Origin of the sequence: Pseudomonas sp. 58(2021), assembly GCF_017491585.1 — a bacterium.
Classification (GTDB): domain Bacteria; phylum Pseudomonadota; class Gammaproteobacteria; order Pseudomonadales; family Pseudomonadaceae; genus Aquipseudomonas; species Aquipseudomonas fluorescens_BT.
Genome location: NZ_JAFGYZ010000016.1, coordinates 122,558 through 138,765, shown reverse-complemented (window position 1 = coordinate 138,765; position 16,208 = coordinate 122,558). Strand labels below are relative to the sequence as shown.

Sequence of the window (16,208 nt, the reverse complement as noted above, 5' to 3'; positions counted from 1 at the left end):
CTCCCGCGTCGGGCGGGAGCGATCAGTGCCTTTACGACACCTGATTCAAATCGTTATTGCGCGTTTCCTTCAGGCACAGCACAGCGATCAAGCTGAGCACCGCGGCCGCAGACACATACCCGCCGACGTAACTCAAACCACCCATCGCCACCAGCTTCTGCGCGAAAAACGGCGCCGCCGAGGCCCCGACAATCCCGCCGAGGTTGTAGGCCGCCGATGCACCGGTATAACGGACGTGCGTCGGAAACAGTTCCGGCAGGAGCGCGCCCATCGGGGCGAACGTCACCCCCATCAGGAACAGCTCGATGCACAGGAACAGCGCCACGCCCCAGGTCGACCCCTGCGTCAGCAACGGCTCCATCAGAAAACCGGAAAGAATCGCCAGTACACCGCCGACGATCAATACGGGTTTGCGCCCGTAACGATCACTGGCCCAGGCCGACAATGGCGTGGCGGCCGCCATGAACAACACCGCGAAACACAGCAGTCCGAGGAATGTCTCGCGGCTGTAGCCCAGCGTCGACACGCCGTAGCTCAGGGAAAACACGGTCGAGATATAGAACAGTGCGTAGCAAACCACCATGGCGGCTGCGCCCAAGAGCGTCGGTGCCCAGTACTGGCTGAACAGCTCGACCAGCGGTACTTTCACCCGCTCCTGACGGGCGATGGCGTTGGCGAACACCGGGGTTTCGTGAAGCTTGAGGCGCACGTACAGCCCGACCATCACCAGCACCGCACTGAGCAAGAACGGAATCCGCCAGCCCCAACTGCGAAACTGTTCATCATCAAGGGTCATGGCGAGGGTCAGGAACAGGCCGTTGGCCGCCAGAAAGCCGATCGAAGGACCGAGCTGCGGGAACATGCCGAACCATGCCCGTTTGCCTTTCGGCGCGTTTTCGGTGGCCAGCAGCGCCGCGCCGCCCCATTCACCGCCCAATCCGAGACCCTGACCGAAGCGCAGCACACACAGCAGGATCGGCGCCCACGCCCCAATGCTGTCGTAACCCGGCAGTACGCCGATCAGCGTGGTGCAGACGCCCATCAGCAACAGCGAGGCCACGAGAGTCGACTTGCGCCCGATGCGGTCGCCGAAGTGGCCGAACAGCGCGGAACCCAGTGGACGGGCGAGAAAGGCGATGCCGAAGGTGAGGAATGCCGAGAGCATCTGTGCGGTGCCGGATGTCTGCGGAAAGAACACGGGCCCGATCACCAGTGCTGCGGCAGTGGCGTAGACGTAGAAGTCATAAAACTCGATAGCCGTGCCGATGAAGCTCGCCGTGGCCACCCGGGTGGCAGAGTTGGCCGGTTGGGCAGGCGCGGTGTCGCGGTAAGCGGTACTGGTCGTCATGCGGTGATCCCTGACAGTCATGAGCTCCATTGGAGCGAATTATTATGGTCGACTACCCGGGGATGTGGGATAGGGCGCGAGCGCTGTTTCAGGTAGGAACAGTCGTCGGTGTGCTGCGTAAAACGGCAATGAACCGGCCGGAACCTGTCAGGTGCGGGGTAAGCACGGGGGCGGCGGGGCTTGGGTAAGCGCCTTGATTATAGGAAGGTGGCTAACGATTGAACAAGCGGAGAACTAGCGGGCAGGTGCGAGCGCCGGTGCCGAGCTGGTGTGCCAGATGAGCACTTTGCTCACGCGGTTCTCCTCCGTTTCCAGAATCTCCAGGCGATAACGCCCGATCTTCAGGCAGACCGCGCTTTCCGGAATGGTTTCCAGCGCTTCGGTCACCAGGCCATTGAGGGTCCTGGGGCCATCGCTGGGCAGGTGCCAGCCCAGGCATTTGTTCAGCTCGCGGATCGAGGCGGCGCCGTCGATCACCATGCGTCCATCGGCCTGCGGGTGGATGTGCGGATTGTCGAGGCTGTGCTCGCTTTCGAATTCACCGACGATCTCTTCGAGAATGTCTTCCAGCGTGACGATCCCCAGCACTTCGCCGTACTCATCCACCACCATGCCCAGACGCCGCTGTTGCTTGTGGAAATTCAGCAGTTGCAGTTGCAGCGGAGTGCTTTCCGGTACGAAATACGGCTCGTAGCTGGCGGCCAGCAGCGCTTCCCGGGTCAGGCTGTGATCGTCCAGCAAATGACGGAATTGCCGAGTGTTGAGGACAGCCTCGACCTGGTTGATGTCACTGTGGAAGACCGGTAGGCGGGTGCGCTTGTTGTGGCGCAACTGCTCAATGATTTCTTCGATGGGGTCATCGAGATTGATGCCGTCGACGTCACTGCGGGGCACCAGGATGTCGTTGACCGTGATGTTGTCCAGCGCGTGGATGCCGGAAACCGGGTGCGGTCGAGACGGATGTTCCGGGTCGTCATGGCGCTCAGGCGGGACGTCGTCTTCGCTCTGCTGCACGACCTGAGGCTTGCGCACCAGTGGGCGCATCAGCAAGCTGCTGATGCCGCTGAACAGCCATGCAAGCGGATAGATCACTTTCAGCGGTACTGCCAGCAACGTGTTGCCGAATGACAGCACGGCATCCGGATAGCGTTGTGCGAGAGTGCGCGGGAAGTAGTCGGCAAACACCAGCAATACGGCGCCGGCGCCCAGAGTGGCTGCCCAGGGGCCGTTCTCTTCACAAAGGAAAATCGCCAGCAGCGTGGCAAGTACCACGGCGAGGGCGCGACACAGGGTGTTGCACAGGATCAGGCTGTCGAGGGGGAAACCGAGCTTCGCCAGCGGTTTGTCGCTCGCACGCGAAGCAGTACGTTGTGCCAGCAGATGCTGTTGCGCAACTTCCACGGCGGTAAACAACCCCGACCAGAGAATCAGCAGGACAAATACCGCGAGCATCGGCCCTATGGGCAAACCGTCCATTTATGCCGCCCGTCAGATGTGCAGAATGTATTCACGGACCAGTTTGCTGCCGAAATACGCCAACATCAGCAGGCAGAAACCGGCGAGGGTCCAGCGGATCGCCTTGTGGCCGCGCCAGCCGAGGCGATTGCGGCCCCACAACAGCACGCTGAACACGACCCAGGCCAGGCAGGCCAGCAGAGTTTTGTGCACAAGATGCTGGGCAAACAGGTTCTCGACGAACAGCCAGCCGGAAATCAGCGACAGCGACAGCAGTGTCCAGCCGGCCCACAGGAAACCGAACAACAGGCTTTCCATGGTCTGCAGCGGCGGAAAGTTCTTGATCAGCCCGGACGGGTGCTTGTTCTTGAGCTGGTGATCCTGCACCAGCAGCAGCAAGGCCTGGAACACGGCGATGGTGAACATGCCGTAGGCAAGAATCGACAGCAGGATATGCGCGAGGATGCCCGGCTCTTCGTCGATGATTTGCACGGTACCGGTCGGCGCGAACTGCGCCAGCAACACCGTGACCGCCCCCAGCGGGAACAGCAGGACCAGCAGGTTTTCCACCGGGATCCGCGAGCAGGCCAGCAGGGTCAGGGCGATGACTGCCGCGGCAATCAGGCTCGAAGCACTGAAGAAGTCCAGGCCCAGACCGATCGGCGTCAACAGATGAGTGAGCAGGCTGGCGCTGTGGGCCAGCACGGCGAGGACGCCAAGCGAGACCAGCAGGCGCTTGTTGGCCTTGGCGCCGGTGGCCAGGCGGGTGCCCTGATAGAGGGTCGCAGCGGCATAGAGAAGGGCGGCGGCGAGGGTGGTCAGCAAACTCGGTGACAAGGGGAGCATAAATCCTGTTAGGCAAGCCCGAAAGGGGCTGAGTTTGGCATAGAACAGTCGTCGCACGAAAGACCGGCAAGCTGACAGCGAGGTGTCCGCCAGACGCAGTCTTCGCTATAATCCGCGACCTGCCCACGCCGCAGGCTCGCCGAGTACATGTTGATTCCGGTCCGGGCCGCCATTATCCCGGTCTACACAGGGCCTGAAAGGATCGCGCAATGTTTGAAAACTTAACCGACCGTCTCTCGCAGACGCTGCGCCATGTCACCGGCAAGGCGAAACTGACCGAAGACAACATTAAAGACACCTTGCGCGAAGTGCGCATGGCGTTGCTTGAGGCCGATGTCGCCCTGCCGGTGGTCAAGGACTTCGTCAGCTCGGTCAAGGAACGCGCTGTCGGCACCGAGGTGTCGCGCAGCCTGACGCCGGGCCAGGCGTTCGTGAAGATCGTCCAGGCCGAACTCGAAAGCCTGATGGGCGCGGCCAACGAAGACTTGAACCTGAGTGCCGTGCCGCCTGCCGTCATCCTGATGGCCGGTCTGCAGGGTGCCGGTAAAACCACCACCGCCGGCAAACTGGCGCGCTTCCTTAAAGAGCGCAAGAAGAAGTCGGTCATGGTGGTGTCGGCGGACATCTATCGTCCTGCCGCTATCAAACAGCTGGAAACTCTGGCCAACGACATTGGCGTGACGTTTTTCCCGTCCGACCTGAGCCAGAAGCCGGTCGACATCGCCAATGCGGCTATTAAAGAAGCAAAACTGAAATTCATCGACGTGGTCATCGTCGATACCGCCGGTCGTCTGCACATCGACGAAGAGATGATGGGCGAGATCAAGGCGCTGCACGCCGCGATCAACCCGGTCGAAACCCTGTTCGTGGTCGATGCCATGACCGGTCAGGACGCCGCCAACACGGCCAAGGCCTTCGGCGATGCACTGCCGCTGACCGGCGTGATCCTGACCAAGGTCGACGGTGATGCCCGTGGCGGTGCTGCACTGTCCGTTCGCGCGATCACCGGCAAGCCGATCAAGTTCATTGGTATGGGCGAGAAGAGCGAAGCGCTCGATCCGTTCCATCCTGAGCGGATCGCCTCGCGGATCCTCGGCATGGGCGACGTGCTCAGCCTGATCGAGCAGGCTGAAGCGACCCTCGACAAGGACAAGGCCGACAAACTGGCCAAGAAGCTGAAGAAGGGCAAGGGCTTCGACCTCGAAGACTTCCGCGATCAGCTGCAACAGATGAAGAACATGGGCGGCCTCGGCGGGCTCATGGACAAGCTGCCGAGCATCGGCGGCGTCAACCTGTCGCAGATGGGCAACGCCCAGAGCGCGGCAGAAAAGCAGTTCAAGCAGATGGAAGCCATCATCAACTCCATGACCCCGGCCGAGCGCCGCGACCCTGAGCTGATCAGCGGTTCGCGCAAGCGTCGGATTGCCATGGGTTCCGGCACCCAGGTGCAGGACATCGGTCGCTTGATCAAGCAGCACAAGCAGATGCAGAAAATGATGAAGAAGTTCTCCGCCAAGGGCGGAATGGCGAAAATGATGCGCGGCATGGGCGGAATGTTGCCCGGCGGCGGCATGCCGAAACTGTAAAAGAACTCGCCGGTCGTCGTACCGGCGCAGTCCCGCATGGAGGCGGGATTCACAGCAAACCCGCATTCGGCGGGAGCTGACAGGCCGTTTTCATTGACGGCTCTACCGCAAATCAGCACGGCATGCCATAGGCGCCGGAAAAAGTCATTTGCAAAAGTCCGGATATTCCTTAGAATATGCGGCCTTTCGGGCACCCATGCCCGCTGTGCATTTAGATTTGCAGCACCGACTACAGGAACGATGTTCACATGCTAACAATCCGTCTTGCCCTTGGCGGCTCCAAAAAGCGCCCGTTTTACCACCTGACCGTAACCGACTCCCGCAACCCGCGTGACGGTTCCCACAAAGAACAGGTTGGTTTCTTCAACCCTGTTGCCCGTGGTCAGGAAATTCGTCTGTCCGTGAACCAAGAGCGCGTAGCCTACTGGCTGAGCGTTGGTGCACAGCCATCTGAGCGTGTTGCTCAGTTGCTGAAGGAATCGGCTAAGGCTGCGGCCTGAGCAATATGAACGCGACGCCTGCTGTTGCCGATGATTTGATCGTTATTGGCAAAATTTATTCTGTTCACGGCGTTCGCGGCGAAGTGAAGGTTTATTCCTTTACTGATCCGACTGAAAACCTGTTGCAGTACAAAACCTGGACGCTAAAGCGCGAAGGCAATGTCAAACAGGTCGAGCTGGTCAGTGGACGCGGGAGCGACAAGTTCCTGGTCGCAAAGCTCAAGGGTCTTGATGATCGTGAAGAAGCTCGTCTTCTGGCCGGTTACGAGATCTGCGTGCCGCGCAGCCTGTTCGCTGAATTGACCGAAGGCGAGTACTACTGGTACCAGCTGGAAGGTCTGAAGGTCATCGATACGCTTGGGCAACTGCTCGGGAAAATCGATCATCTTCTGGAAACCGGCGCCAATGATGTAATGGTAGTCAAGCCTTGCGCTGGCAGCCTGGATGATCGCGAACGCCTGTTGCCCTATACGGAGCAATGCGTGTTGGCAGTCGACCTCGCAGCGGGCGAGATGAAGGTGGATTGGGACGCGGACTTCTAAGCGTGGCTAACTTGCGCGTAGAAGTGATCAGTTTGTTTCCCGAGATGTTTTCCGCCATCGGCGACTACGGCATCACCAGTCGAGCGGTCAAACAGGGGCTCTTGCAGCTGACCTGTTGGAATCCGCGGGATTACACGACGGATCGGCATCACACTGTGGACGATCGCCCGTTTGGCGGTGGTCCGGGCATGGTGATGAAGATCAAGCCCCTGGAAGATGCTCTGGTTCAGGCCAAGGCAGCAGCCGGGGAGGCGGCGAAGGTGATTTACCTGTCCCCCCAAGGCCGTCAACTGACTCAGTCGGCGGTACGCGAACTGGCGAAATCGGATGCATTGATCCTGATTGCCGGTCGCTATGAAGGCATTGACGAGCGATTTATTGATGCTCATGTCGATGAAGAGTGGTCGATTGGGGACTATGTCCTGTCTGGCGGCGAGCTGCCGGCGATGGTCCTGATAGATGCGGTTACACGACTGCTGCCCGGAGCTTTAGGGCATGCGGACTCCGCGGAGGAAGATTCCTTTACGGATGGTTTGCTGGATTGCCCGCACTACACCCGACCGGAGGTGTATGCGGATCAGCGTGTTCCCGACGTATTGCTAAGTGGCAATCACGCACACATCCGGCGTTGGCGTTTACAGCAGTCCCTTGGTCGGACCTATGAACGACGCGCCGATCTTCTGGAAAGCCGCTCGCTTTCTGGAGAAGAGAAGAAGCTGCTCGAGGAATACATCCGCGAGCGGGACGATAGTTAACAACGTATCGATGGTAGATCAGACGATTTACCTTAGGAGCACAGCATGACCAACAAAATCATCCTTGCACTCGAAGCCGAGCAGATGACCAAAGAAATCCCTGCCTTTGCCCCAGGCGACACCATTGTCGTTCAGGTGAAAGTGAAGGAAGGCGATCGTTCCCGTCTGCAAGCGTTCGAAGGCGTTGTAATCGCCAAGCGTAACCGCGGCGTGAACAGTGCGTTCACCGTTCGTAAAATCTCCAACGGTGTTGGCGTAGAACGTACTTTCCAGACCTACTCCCCGCAGATCGACAGCATGGCTGTCAAACGTCGCGGTGACGTACGTAAAGCCAAGCTGTACTACCTGCGTGACCTGTCGGGTAAAGCAGCTCGCATCAAGGAAAAACTGGCTTAAGTCCAGCTTCCGATGCAGAAAAAAGCAGCCTACGGGCTGCTTTTTTGTTGTCCGCCATTTATCCACTGCACGATTGCTTCAGGCCGTACCCATGACATCTCGCGAGCAAGAAATCGAACGCCGTACCGAACTCTCGGTGACCCGCGTGACCAAGGCTGTTTTCCCGCCGACGACCAACCACCACAACACCCTGTTCGGCGGCACTGCGCTGGCCTGGATGGACGAAGTGTCCTTCATCACCGCCACACGGTTTTGCCGTTTGCCGCTGGTGACGGTGTCGACCGATCGCATCGACTTCAATCACGCGATTGCTGCCGGTTCCATCGTCGAACTGGTCGGTCGAGTGATTAAAGTCGGTAATACCAGCCTCAAGGTTGAGGTGGAGGTCTTTGTTGAAAGCATGAGCTGCGATGGTCGCGAAAAGGCGATTCACGGGCAGTTCAGCTTCGTCGCGATTGATGACGACAAGCGCCCGGTGCCGGTGTTGCCAGGTTTTGCCGCCTGACGGTTTCGTGAGTGGGCGGGCTATGAAAGACTGTCCGCCTCCCTGTCTTGCCTGAGCTTTTATGTCCGCCATCGACCACCCGCTGATTGACCAGTTTCTCGACGCCTTATGGTTGGAAAAAGGTCTTTCCGACAATACTCGCGACGCCTATCGCAGTGATCTCGCATTGTTCAACGGCTGGCTGCAGGAGAAAAATCTCGAGCTGATCAACGCCGGTCGTGAGTTGATCCTCGATCACCTGGCCTGGCGTCTGGAACAAAACTACAAACCCCGTTCCACCGCGCGATTCCTCTCCGGTGTGCGTGGCTTTTATCGCTACCTGTTGCGGGAAAAACTGATTTCGGTCGATCCGACCTTGCGCGTGGATATGCCGCAACTCGGTCGGCCATTGCCCAAATCCCTTTCGGAAGCCGACGTCGAAGCGTTGCTCAAGGCTCCAGACCTGAGTGAAGCCATCGGCCAGCGTGACCGCGCCATGCTCGAAGTCCTTTATGCCTGCGGCCTGCGCGTGACCGAGCTGGTCAGCCTGACCCTGGAGCAGGTCAACCTGCGTCAGGGCGTGTTGCGGGTGATGGGCAAGGGCAGCAAGGAACGGCTGGTGCCGATGGGTGAGGAAGCGATTGTCTGGGTTGAGCGTTACCTGCGCGATGGCCGCGGCGAGCTGCTCGGCGGGCGCCCCAGCGATGTGTTGTTTCCCAGCCAGCGCGGCGAACAGATGACTCGCCAGACCTTCTGGCACCGCATCAAGCATCAGGCCAAGGTCGCCGGGATCGGCAAGTCGCTGTCGCCGCATACTCTGCGTCACGCGTTTGCCACACACCTGCTCAACCATGGCGCCGACTTGCGGGTGGTGCAGATGTTGCTGGGTCACAGCGACCTGTCGACCACACAGATCTACACTCACGTCGCCCGGGCGCGGTTGCAGGATCTGCATGCCAAACATCACCCGCGAGGCTGAGCGCATTCTGTCTTGCGACAGGCGCATTCGGTCACGCGAGCCTTATGTGGTAGGCTTTGCCGGTTTGCACGATGGACGGTTATGACCCGGTGTTCCGGCACGGGCGTTCTGATCGTTCCATTTGTCCGCCTTCAGGAGTTCTCATGCGTCTGACCCAGATTTTCGCCGCCGCAGCCATTGCGTTGGTCAGCACCTTTGCCGTCGCCGATGATGCGGCTGACAAAGCCATCCGCCAGAGCCTGGAAAACCTCCAGCTCGACGTTCCGGTGGACACCATCACCGCCAGCCCGCTGCCGGGCCTTTACGAAGTCAAGCTCAAGGGCAGTCGTGTGCTCTACGCCAGCGCCGATGGCCAGTACATCGTTCAGGGCAACATGTTCCAGCTCAAGGACGGCAAACCGGTCAACCTGACCGAGAAAACCGAACGACTGGGCATTTCCAAACTGATCAACGGGATTCCGGTCGCCGAGACCGTCGTCTATCCGGCCGTGGGTGAAACCAAGTCGCACATCACCGTATTCACCGACACCACGTGCCCGTATTGCCACAAGTTGCACGCCGAAGTGCCGGAGCTGAACAAGCGCGGCATCGAAGTGCGTTACGTGGCGTTCCCGCGTCAGGGGCTGGGCTCGCCGGGTGACGAACAGCTGCAAGCCGTGTGGTGCTCGAAAGACAAGAAAGCCGCCATGGACAAAATGGTCGATGGCAAGGAAATCAAGGCCGCCAAGTGCGATAACCCGGTTTCCAGGCAGTTCGCCCTCGGTCAGTCGATTGGCGTGAACGGCACGCCGGCCATCGTTTTGGCTGACGGACAAGTCATTCCGGGCTACCAGCCTGCGCCACAAGTCGCCAAACTGGCGCTGGGCGCGAAGTAATTCGCATCGTCACGCGCAGGCGTGACGAGCGTGGCCCGGCGGCAACATGGCCGGGCCATCAATAGAGAGCCGCGATTGCGCGGTTGTTTTCACGGCCGGCCTCGCGTCGGCCGTTTTATGGGGAGTTCACAGTGAAACCGGTCAAAGTAGGCATCTGTGGGTTAGGGACCGTCGGTGGCGGTACCTTCAACGTACTTCAGCGTAACGCCGAGGAAATTGCTCGTCGTGCCGGGCGTGGAATCGAAGTGGCACAAATTGCCATGCGCACGCCAAAGCCTCAGTTCCAGACGACCGGTATTGCGATTACCAACGATGTCTTCGAAGTGGCCACGAACCCTGAGATCGACATCGTCATAGAGCTGATGGGTGGCTACACCGTTGCCCGCGAGCTGGTACTCAAGGCCATCGAGAATGGCAAGCATGTGGTCACCGCGAACAAGGCTCTGATTGCCGTTCACGGTAATGAAATTTTCGCCAAGGCCCGCGAGAAAGGCGTGATCGTGGCATTCGAAGCGGCGGTAGCCGGCGGCATTCCGGTGATCAAGGCGATCCGTGAAGGCCTGTCTGCCAACCGTATCAACTGGGTCGCCGGCATCATCAACGGCACCGGCAACTTCATCCTCACCGAAATGCGCGAGAAGGGTCGCACCTTCGAGGACGTATTGGCCGAGGCGCAAGCGCTGGGCTACGCCGAAGCCGATCCGACCTTCGATGTCGAAGGCATCGACGCCGCGCACAAGCTGACAATCCTGGCGTCCATCGCATTCGGTGTCCCGCTGCAGTTCGACAAGGCCTACACCGAAGGCATCACCAAGCTGACTACCGCCGACGTGAACTATGCCGAAGCGCTGGGTTACCGCATCAAGCACCTGGGCGTGGCACGCAGCACGGCGGCCGGCATCGAGTTGCGCGTACACCCGACGCTGATCCCTGCCGATCGTCTGATCGCCAACGTCAACGGCGTGATGAACGCGGTGATGGTCAACGGTGACGCTGCCGGTTCGACCCTGTTCTACGGCGCTGGCGCCGGCATGGAGCCGACCGCTTCGTCGGTGATCGCCGATCTGGTGGACGTGGTTCGCGCCATGACCAGCGATCCGGAAAACCGCGTGCCGCACCTGGCCTTCCAGCCGGACTCGCTGTCGGCCCATCCGATTCTGCCGATCGAAGCCTGCGAAAGCGCCTACTACCTGCGCATTCAGGCCAAGGACCACCCGGGCGTACTCGCTCAGGTGGCGAGCATCCTCTCGGAGCGCGGCATCAACATCGAGTCGATCATGCAGAAGGAAGTCGAGGAACACGACGGCCTGGTGCCGATGATCCTGCTGACCCACCGCGTGCTGGAACAGCACATCAACGATGCGATCGCCGCCCTCGAAGCGCTGGCGGGTGTGGTCGGTCCGGTTGTGCGGATCCGCGTCGAGCACTTGAACTAAGCCGATCTCCTTCACCGGCCCCGCCAGCGGGGCCGGTGTCGTGAACACTGTCCATTGGAGTCAGTCATGCGTTACATCAGTACCCGCGGCCAGGCACCGGCCCTGAATTTCGAAGACGTCCTGCTGGCCGGTCTCGCCACCGACGGCGGTCTGTACGTCCCGGAAAACCTGCCACGTTTCACCCAGGAAGAAATCGCTTCCTGGGCCGGCCTGCCGTATCACGAGCTGGCTTTTCGCGTCATGCGCCCGTTCGTCACCGGCAGCATTCCTGACGCCGATTTCAAAAAGATTCTTGAAGAGACCTACGGTGTGTTTTCGCACAACGCCGTTGCGCCGCTGCGTCAGCTGAACGGCAACGAATGGGTGCTGGAGCTGTTCCACGGCCCGACCCTGGCGTTCAAGGACTTTGCCCTGCAACTGCTCGGCCGTCTGCTCGACTACGTGCTGGAAAAGCGCGGCGAGCGCGTGGTGATCGTCGGTGCCACCTCCGGTGATACCGGTTCGGCCGCCATCGAAGGCTGCAAGCACTGCGAAAACGTCGACATCTTCATCCTGCACCCGCACAACCGTGTGTCCGAAGTGCAGCGTCGGCAGATGACCACCATTGTCGGTGAGAACATCCACAACATTGCCATTGAAGGTAATTTCGACGACTGCCAGGAAATGGTCAAGGCCAGCTTCGCCGACCAGAGCTTCCTCAAGGGCACCCGTCTGGTTGCAGTGAACTCGATCAACTGGGCGCGGATCATGGCGCAGATCGTTTACTACTTCCACGCAGCCCTGCAATTGGGTGGCCCGGCGCGTTCGGTGTCGTTCTCTGTGCCGACCGGCAACTTCGGCGATATCTTCGCCGGCTACCTGGCGCGCAACATGGGCCTGCCGATCAATCAACTGATTGTCGCCACCAACCGCAACGACATCCTGCACCGCTTCATGAGCGGCAACCAGTACGTCAAGGAAACCTTGCACGCCACGCTGTCGCCATCGATGGACATCATGGTCTCGTCCAACTTCGAACGCCTGCTGTTCGACCTGCACGGTCGCAACGGCGCGGCGATTGCCGGTCTGATGGATTCGTTCAAACAGGGCGGCGGTTTCAGCGTCGAACAGGAACGCTGGACCGAAGCACGCAAGCTGTTCGATTCGCTGGCCGTCGACGATGCGCAAACCTGCGAAACCATCGCCGAAGTCTACGAGCAGACCGGTGAGGTGCTGGATCCACACACCGCCATCGGCGTGAAAGCCGCCCGCGAATGCCGCCGCAGCCTGGACATCCCGATGGTGATTCTGGGCACGGCGCATCCGGTCAAGTTCCCGGACGCAGTGGAGAAAGCCGGTGTAGGAAAAGCTCTCGAACTACCTGCACATCTTTCTGATTTGTTTGAGAGAGAAGAGCGCTGCACTGTGCTGCCGAACGAGCTCAAAGCCGTGCAGGCCTTTGTCAGCCAGCATGGCAACCGCGGCAAGCCTCTTTAAGCTCGCAAAGCTGTCACATTTTGAAGCCCGTCTCCTGACGGGCTTTCTTGTTTTTGCATGCCACACTGCGCGCGTTTCGCCCACGAAGGACGGGCGAGTCGATGACGAAGGATGTGGCAATGCGGTTTTTTTCAGGATTGAAACCAGCCCTGTGCTGGTTGTTTTTATTGGGGGGCTTCGGGTTGTCGCAATGGACCGAAGCAGCCCATCTGGCGAAGCATGCCGATGCGGTGGAGACGGTTCAGCTCATCGAGCTGGATGAGCGTGAGCGTCAGTGGATTCGGGATAATCCCCGGGTGACCGTCGCGTCGGTGCAATACCCGTTGTATCTGTTTCAGGACGAACATGGCCAGTGGAGCGGTTTGAACAACGATGTGCTCAAACACATCAGCGCCATGACCGGACTGCAGTTCGTCCATCAGGAGTCGTTTTCCACCGATCACATGCTGGAACGGCTCCAGAGTGGCGAGGCCGACATCAGCACGACGCTGGCAATGAACGAAGAACGCAAGGCGTTTCTGGATTTCAGTCACGCGTTCGGCGGTGCCGGCTGGGTGTTCGTCGGTCATTCGGGCGAACCGGCGATACAGTCGCTCGAAGCGCTTGCCAGGCGGGTGCTGGTGTTGCCGGCCCGCCACGCGCTGGAGGACAGCATTCGACGTGACTACCCTTTGATCCAGATCCGTTCGGTCAAGACCTATGCCGAGGCGCGGGCGCTGGTCGAGAGTGGCGAGGCCTACGCCACCATCGAGAACGAGATCGGCGCTCAGCTGTTTCCCTCCGGCCTGCTCAGGGTCGGGGGGCTCGTGGAGGGCAAGTGGGAGGCCGATCATCTGGCGGTACGCAAAGGGCTGCCTGAGCTGGTGACCATCCTCAATAAGGCATTGGGCGCTTTCTCCGCGGCAGAGCTGCGTGCCATGCGCTTGAAATGGCTGGATGGCGTTTCTCCTGCGCCGGCACCTTCGATCGGCTCGCTCCTGATCAAGTGGGGGTGCTGGGCGATGGGCGGGCTCGGCTTGTTCGGACTATTGCCCTTGCTGTGGAACCGCCGGCTGGCGGCTGAAATAAAACAGCGACGCGCGGTCGAGCAGGATCTGGGTGATCAACTGGCCTTTCAACATGCATTGATCGATGCGATGCCTGACCCCGTGTTCGTTCGTGATCTGCAGGGCCGGTTGATCATGTGCAACCGCAGTTATGAAGATGCGCTGTCAGTCCGGCAGGAGCAGGTGAAGGGCCGGATGCTGTTCGAGTTCGATGCGCTTCCACAGGCCACCGCATTGATGCTGCACGACGAATTCATGGCGCAGCTGGGCACCCGTAAAACGCGCTTCAGCAAGCGGCAGCTGTTGTTCAAGGGCGGGCCTCGTCAGATCTATCAGTGGACGGTGCCGTTTTACAGCGCCGATGGAAAGTTGCGTGGCCTGCTCGGAGGCTGGACGGACATCACCCAGCGGCGGAAAGAGAGCGGGTGTCGATGTCTGCATTGAAGATGGGAAAAGTCCTATAAGCCGCGATTCCTTTTCTGATGGGAGGCTTAGGACGACTGCCCTAGAGTGACAGGCCACTGCGGCGTGAATCCGCGATTGTCGCTCCAGAGGTCGTCCCATGCGCTCGCTCAAGATCCTGATTCTAGAACCCAATCCGTTCCAGCTGATGGCGTTGCACCAGATGCTCAACGCCATCGGTATCTACGATGTGTTGACGGCGCCGTCGCTGGGCTCGGCAAAGCGCTCATTGGAGCGTCGCGGGGCCGTCGACATCACCCTGTGCAATCCACAATTGCAGAGCGGTGACGGGTTAGCGCTGATCCGGTATCTGGCCGACCGGCAGGACGCGCGGGCGATGATTCTGCTGGGCGCCGTGGCACCCAGTCTGTTGGAGGATCTGGAAACCTTGCTGGGCGAGCAGCGGATCACCTTGCTTGGCTGCCTGCACACGCCGGTCTCGGCGGTATTGATGAGGTCACTGCTGGACACTTACATGGCGCTTCCCCGGCACTCCGTCGACGCCTGAGCCCCTGGTTATTTTTCTGTCATCTTCAACCTGCATGCTCCGATAGGCCGGTGACGCTCCGGGAGAGGCCGGCGGCTGGTAGAACTTTCCTCTCGGGGCGGTGGTCATTTACTGTGAATACGCCCCAGACACTGTGTTTTCGGACTATTGAGTGGAGATCGAGATGGAAAGTATCAGTCTATTGCTCGGTGAGGCTCTGAGCCCGTATCAGGTGACGTTGACCCCTCGGGGGCGCCACGGCGAATGCCTGGTGACCTTGAAGAACGGCAGCGGCGCGATCGTGGTGGAGCGAGAATTCAATCAGGCGCAATTGAACGACAAACGCCAACTCACGGATGTGGTTGACGGCTTGCACCGTGACATCCTGATTGCCGAAGGCCGGCTGGAACCCTGTGTCATCGCCGCGTTGCGAAACGCAGCCCGCGACAAGCACCCGACCCTCTGAAACTGATTTATCTTTTGTGGGAACCTTCCTGCACCCAGATCAGTCAGAACCCGTAACAGCAGGAGCAAGCATTGTGCTCCGGTGCTTGTCGCTTGCTGCTACGGGTCTTTGATACAGACCACGTTTAACCCCGAGTCGTCTCCCCACTTCTCGGGGTTTCTTTTTGCCCGGATTTCACTGCGCGGCTTGTTGCTGGAAGAAAATCCGCGCCTGTTCCAGATAGTCCTGACGCCTCTCGGGGTCAAGCCAGTCGGCGTAGAGCCGGTCAAGATGCTCGTGGGGCAGGGTGCGCAACAGTTGATTGATCTCAGTGATCGCCTGTCGACCCGCCGTAGTGTCGGTACAGCCGACATGGCCGGACAGATACTTGTCCGTGCCGCGAATCGGAAAAAACAGCAACTCGTCCTCGGCTATCTCGGCCTGCCGCGCCTGATAACGGATTTCCGGCCAGTAACCCAGGACCACCTGTAAACGCCCCAGGCGCTGCATCGACAACAGGCTGCTGAGTGCGTCGTTACCGTAATGGGGTGTCAACGCACCATGCGGCGCCTGGCGCAGCAATGCGTCGATGTACTCGCCATAGCTGCGCTCGGCTACCACGCCGACTTTTCGCTTGCCGTTGGCCAGAAATGCCGACAGGTCGACTTCATCGTCGACCAGAAACGGCTCCAGCACTTCGCGATCTCTCTGACGCACCACCAGCCCATTGCTGACCGCGCGAAACGCGGGAATGGAGAAGGCGATCCACTGTGCCCGTTCCTTGTTCCAGACCAGCGACGGATCGCAGGCGAAGGGATGTTCATGCAGCATTTGAATGCCACGGGCGCGATTGACTCGCATCAAGGTGTGTTCGTATTGCGGCATGCCGGCAATCAGCATCGGCATCAATTGATCGATAACGCCCAAACCCTTTTTCGGGCCTTCGAAGATCGTCAGCGGCGGCAGGTCGCGCAGCAGCCAGATCAACGTCGGTTTGGCCTGCGCCCACGCCGGCAGCACCAGCAGGAACAGCAGGCCGAACAACCGCCAGGTCCACCAATGGTGGGCGCGGTTCGAGGCCGAGGGCATC

General features: G+C 59.9%; 17 protein-coding genes. 13 read left to right on the top strand and 4 right to left on the bottom strand.

Going from position 1 to position 16,208, the window contains the following annotated elements; translation table 11 throughout:
• Window positions 1–31: 31 nt before the first annotated feature.
• The 3 genes from J5M72_RS19515 to ccsA form a co-directional block, all read right to left on the bottom strand.
• A complete protein-coding gene (locus J5M72_RS19515) occupies window positions 32–1,348 on the bottom strand; it encodes an MFS transporter (RefSeq protein ID WP_207866815.1) in 1,317 nt (438 codons plus the stop codon).
• A gap of 234 nt (window positions 1,349–1,582) precedes the next feature.
• Entirely contained in the window at window positions 1,583–2,824 is a 1,242-nt protein-coding gene (locus tag J5M72_RS19510; RefSeq protein WP_207866814.1) for a transporter associated domain-containing protein, read from the bottom strand.
• Between the two features lie 12 nt (window positions 2,825–2,836).
• Window positions 2,837–3,649: a cytochrome c biogenesis protein CcsA gene (gene ccsA, locus J5M72_RS19505; protein WP_169428999.1), complete on the bottom strand. Its 813-nt coding sequence runs from the start codon at window positions 3,647–3,649 to the stop codon at window positions 2,837–2,839.
• A 209-nt stretch (window positions 3,650–3,858) separates the two neighbouring features.
• On the opposite strand from ccsA, the gene ffh reads away from it, so the two are divergent.
• From ffh to J5M72_RS19440, 13 genes are all read left to right on the top strand, one after another.
• Window positions 3,859–5,235, top strand: coding sequence for a signal recognition particle protein (ffh, locus tag J5M72_RS19500; RefSeq protein WP_169429000.1), 1,377 nt, complete (start codon window positions 3,859–3,861; stop codon window positions 5,233–5,235).
• Between the two features lie 248 nt (window positions 5,236–5,483).
• The gene (gene rpsP / locus J5M72_RS19495; RefSeq protein ID WP_003185073.1) at window positions 5,484–5,735 is read left to right on the top strand and encodes a 30S ribosomal protein S16; all 252 of its coding nucleotides are present in this window, start codon (window positions 5,484–5,486) and stop codon (window positions 5,733–5,735) included.
• 5 nt (window positions 5,736–5,740) lie between these two features.
• Window positions 5,741–6,277: a ribosome maturation factor RimM gene (rimM, locus tag J5M72_RS19490; protein ID WP_085711646.1), complete on the top strand. Its 537-nt coding sequence runs from the start codon at window positions 5,741–5,743 to the stop codon at window positions 6,275–6,277.
• 2 nt (window positions 6,278–6,279) lie between these two features.
• On the top strand, window positions 6,280–7,032 hold the full coding sequence (gene trmD / locus J5M72_RS19485) for a tRNA (guanosine(37)-N1)-methyltransferase TrmD (protein ID WP_085711645.1): 753 nt from the start codon (window positions 6,280–6,282) through the stop codon (window positions 7,030–7,032).
• 45 nt (window positions 7,033–7,077) lie between these two features.
• Window positions 7,078–7,428 (top strand): 50S ribosomal protein L19, encoded by a 351-nt coding sequence (gene rplS / locus J5M72_RS19480; RefSeq protein ID WP_009047143.1) that lies wholly within the window; start codon window positions 7,078–7,080, stop codon window positions 7,426–7,428.
• A gap of 91 nt (window positions 7,429–7,519) precedes the next feature.
• Window positions 7,520–7,933, top strand: a complete 414-nt coding sequence (locus J5M72_RS19475) for an acyl-CoA thioesterase (RefSeq protein ID WP_169429001.1) — start codon at window positions 7,520–7,522, stop codon at window positions 7,931–7,933.
• Window positions 7,934–7,994: 61 nt separating this feature from the next.
• A complete protein-coding gene (xerD, locus tag J5M72_RS19470) occupies window positions 7,995–8,891 on the top strand; it encodes a site-specific tyrosine recombinase XerD (protein WP_207866813.1) in 897 nt (298 codons plus the stop codon).
• A 143-nt stretch (window positions 8,892–9,034) separates the two neighbouring features.
• Window positions 9,035–9,766: a bifunctional protein-disulfide isomerase/oxidoreductase DsbC gene (gene dsbC / locus J5M72_RS19465; RefSeq protein WP_169429003.1), complete on the top strand. Its 732-nt coding sequence runs from the start codon at window positions 9,035–9,037 to the stop codon at window positions 9,764–9,766.
• A gap of 131 nt (window positions 9,767–9,897) precedes the next feature.
• On the top strand, window positions 9,898–11,202 hold the full coding sequence (locus tag J5M72_RS19460) for a homoserine dehydrogenase (RefSeq protein WP_011332618.1): 1,305 nt from the start codon (window positions 9,898–9,900) through the stop codon (window positions 11,200–11,202).
• A gap of 66 nt (window positions 11,203–11,268) precedes the next feature.
• Window positions 11,269–12,678, top strand: a complete 1,410-nt coding sequence (gene thrC, locus J5M72_RS19455; RefSeq protein ID WP_169429004.1) for a threonine synthase — start codon at window positions 11,269–11,271, stop codon at window positions 12,676–12,678.
• Window positions 12,679–12,797: 119 nt separating this feature from the next.
• On the top strand, window positions 12,798–14,168 hold the full coding sequence (locus J5M72_RS19450) for a transporter substrate-binding domain-containing protein (protein WP_207866822.1): 1,371 nt from the start codon (window positions 12,798–12,800) through the stop codon (window positions 14,166–14,168).
• Window positions 14,169–14,286: 118 nt separating this feature from the next.
• Window positions 14,287–14,694, top strand: a complete 408-nt coding sequence (locus tag J5M72_RS19445) for a DNA-binding protein (protein ID WP_169429005.1) — start codon at window positions 14,287–14,289, stop codon at window positions 14,692–14,694.
• A gap of 163 nt (window positions 14,695–14,857) precedes the next feature.
• Window positions 14,858–15,139: a DUF3509 domain-containing protein gene (locus J5M72_RS19440; protein WP_169429006.1), complete on the top strand. Its 282-nt coding sequence runs from the start codon at window positions 14,858–14,860 to the stop codon at window positions 15,137–15,139.
• A gap of 174 nt (window positions 15,140–15,313) precedes the next feature.
• Here the strand turns inward: J5M72_RS19440 and J5M72_RS19435 are convergent, their stop codons facing one another.
• A complete protein-coding gene (locus tag J5M72_RS19435; RefSeq protein WP_243433396.1) occupies window positions 15,314–16,207 on the bottom strand; it encodes a TIGR02285 family protein in 894 nt (297 codons plus the stop codon).
• Window position 16,208 lies beyond the last annotated feature (1 nt).

Excerpts from the sequence above, each read along its gene's own strand:
- ffh (WP_169429000.1), top strand. The coding sequence starts at position 3,859 with ATGTTTGAAAACTTAACCGACCGTCTCTCGCAGACGCTGCGCCATGTC.
- J5M72_RS19515 (WP_207866815.1), bottom strand. The coding sequence starts at position 1,348 with ATGACGACCAGTACCGCTTACCGCGACACCGCGCCTGCCCAACCGGCC.
- J5M72_RS19445 (WP_169429005.1), top strand. The coding sequence starts at position 14,287 with ATGCGCTCGCTCAAGATCCTGATTCTAGAACCCAATCCGTTCCAGCTG.
- J5M72_RS19510 (WP_207866814.1), bottom strand. The coding sequence starts at position 2,824 with ATGGACGGTTTGCCCATAGGGCCGATGCTCGCGGTATTTGTCCTGCTG.
- J5M72_RS19435 (WP_243433396.1), bottom strand. The coding sequence starts at position 16,207 with ATGCCCTCGGCCTCGAACCGCGCCCACCATTGGTGGACCTGGCGGTTG.
- rimM (WP_085711646.1), top strand. The coding sequence starts at position 5,741 with ATGAACGCGACGCCTGCTGTTGCCGATGATTTGATCGTTATTGGCAAA.
- thrC (WP_169429004.1), top strand. The coding sequence starts at position 11,269 with ATGCGTTACATCAGTACCCGCGGCCAGGCACCGGCCCTGAATTTCGAA.
- J5M72_RS19440 (WP_169429006.1), top strand. The coding sequence starts at position 14,858 with ATGGAAAGTATCAGTCTATTGCTCGGTGAGGCTCTGAGCCCGTATCAG.
- ccsA (WP_169428999.1), bottom strand. The coding sequence starts at position 3,649 with ATGCTCCCCTTGTCACCGAGTTTGCTGACCACCCTCGCCGCCGCCCTT.
- J5M72_RS19475 (WP_169429001.1), top strand. The coding sequence starts at position 7,520 with ATGACATCTCGCGAGCAAGAAATCGAACGCCGTACCGAACTCTCGGTG.
- xerD (WP_207866813.1), top strand. The coding sequence starts at position 7,995 with ATGTCCGCCATCGACCACCCGCTGATTGACCAGTTTCTCGACGCCTTA.
- J5M72_RS19450 (WP_207866822.1), top strand. The coding sequence starts at position 12,798 with ATGCGGTTTTTTTCAGGATTGAAACCAGCCCTGTGCTGGTTGTTTTTA.
- rplS (WP_009047143.1), top strand. The coding sequence starts at position 7,078 with ATGACCAACAAAATCATCCTTGCACTCGAAGCCGAGCAGATGACCAAA.
- dsbC (WP_169429003.1), top strand. The coding sequence starts at position 9,035 with ATGCGTCTGACCCAGATTTTCGCCGCCGCAGCCATTGCGTTGGTCAGC.
- rpsP (WP_003185073.1), top strand. The coding sequence starts at position 5,484 with ATGCTAACAATCCGTCTTGCCCTTGGCGGCTCCAAAAAGCGCCCGTTT.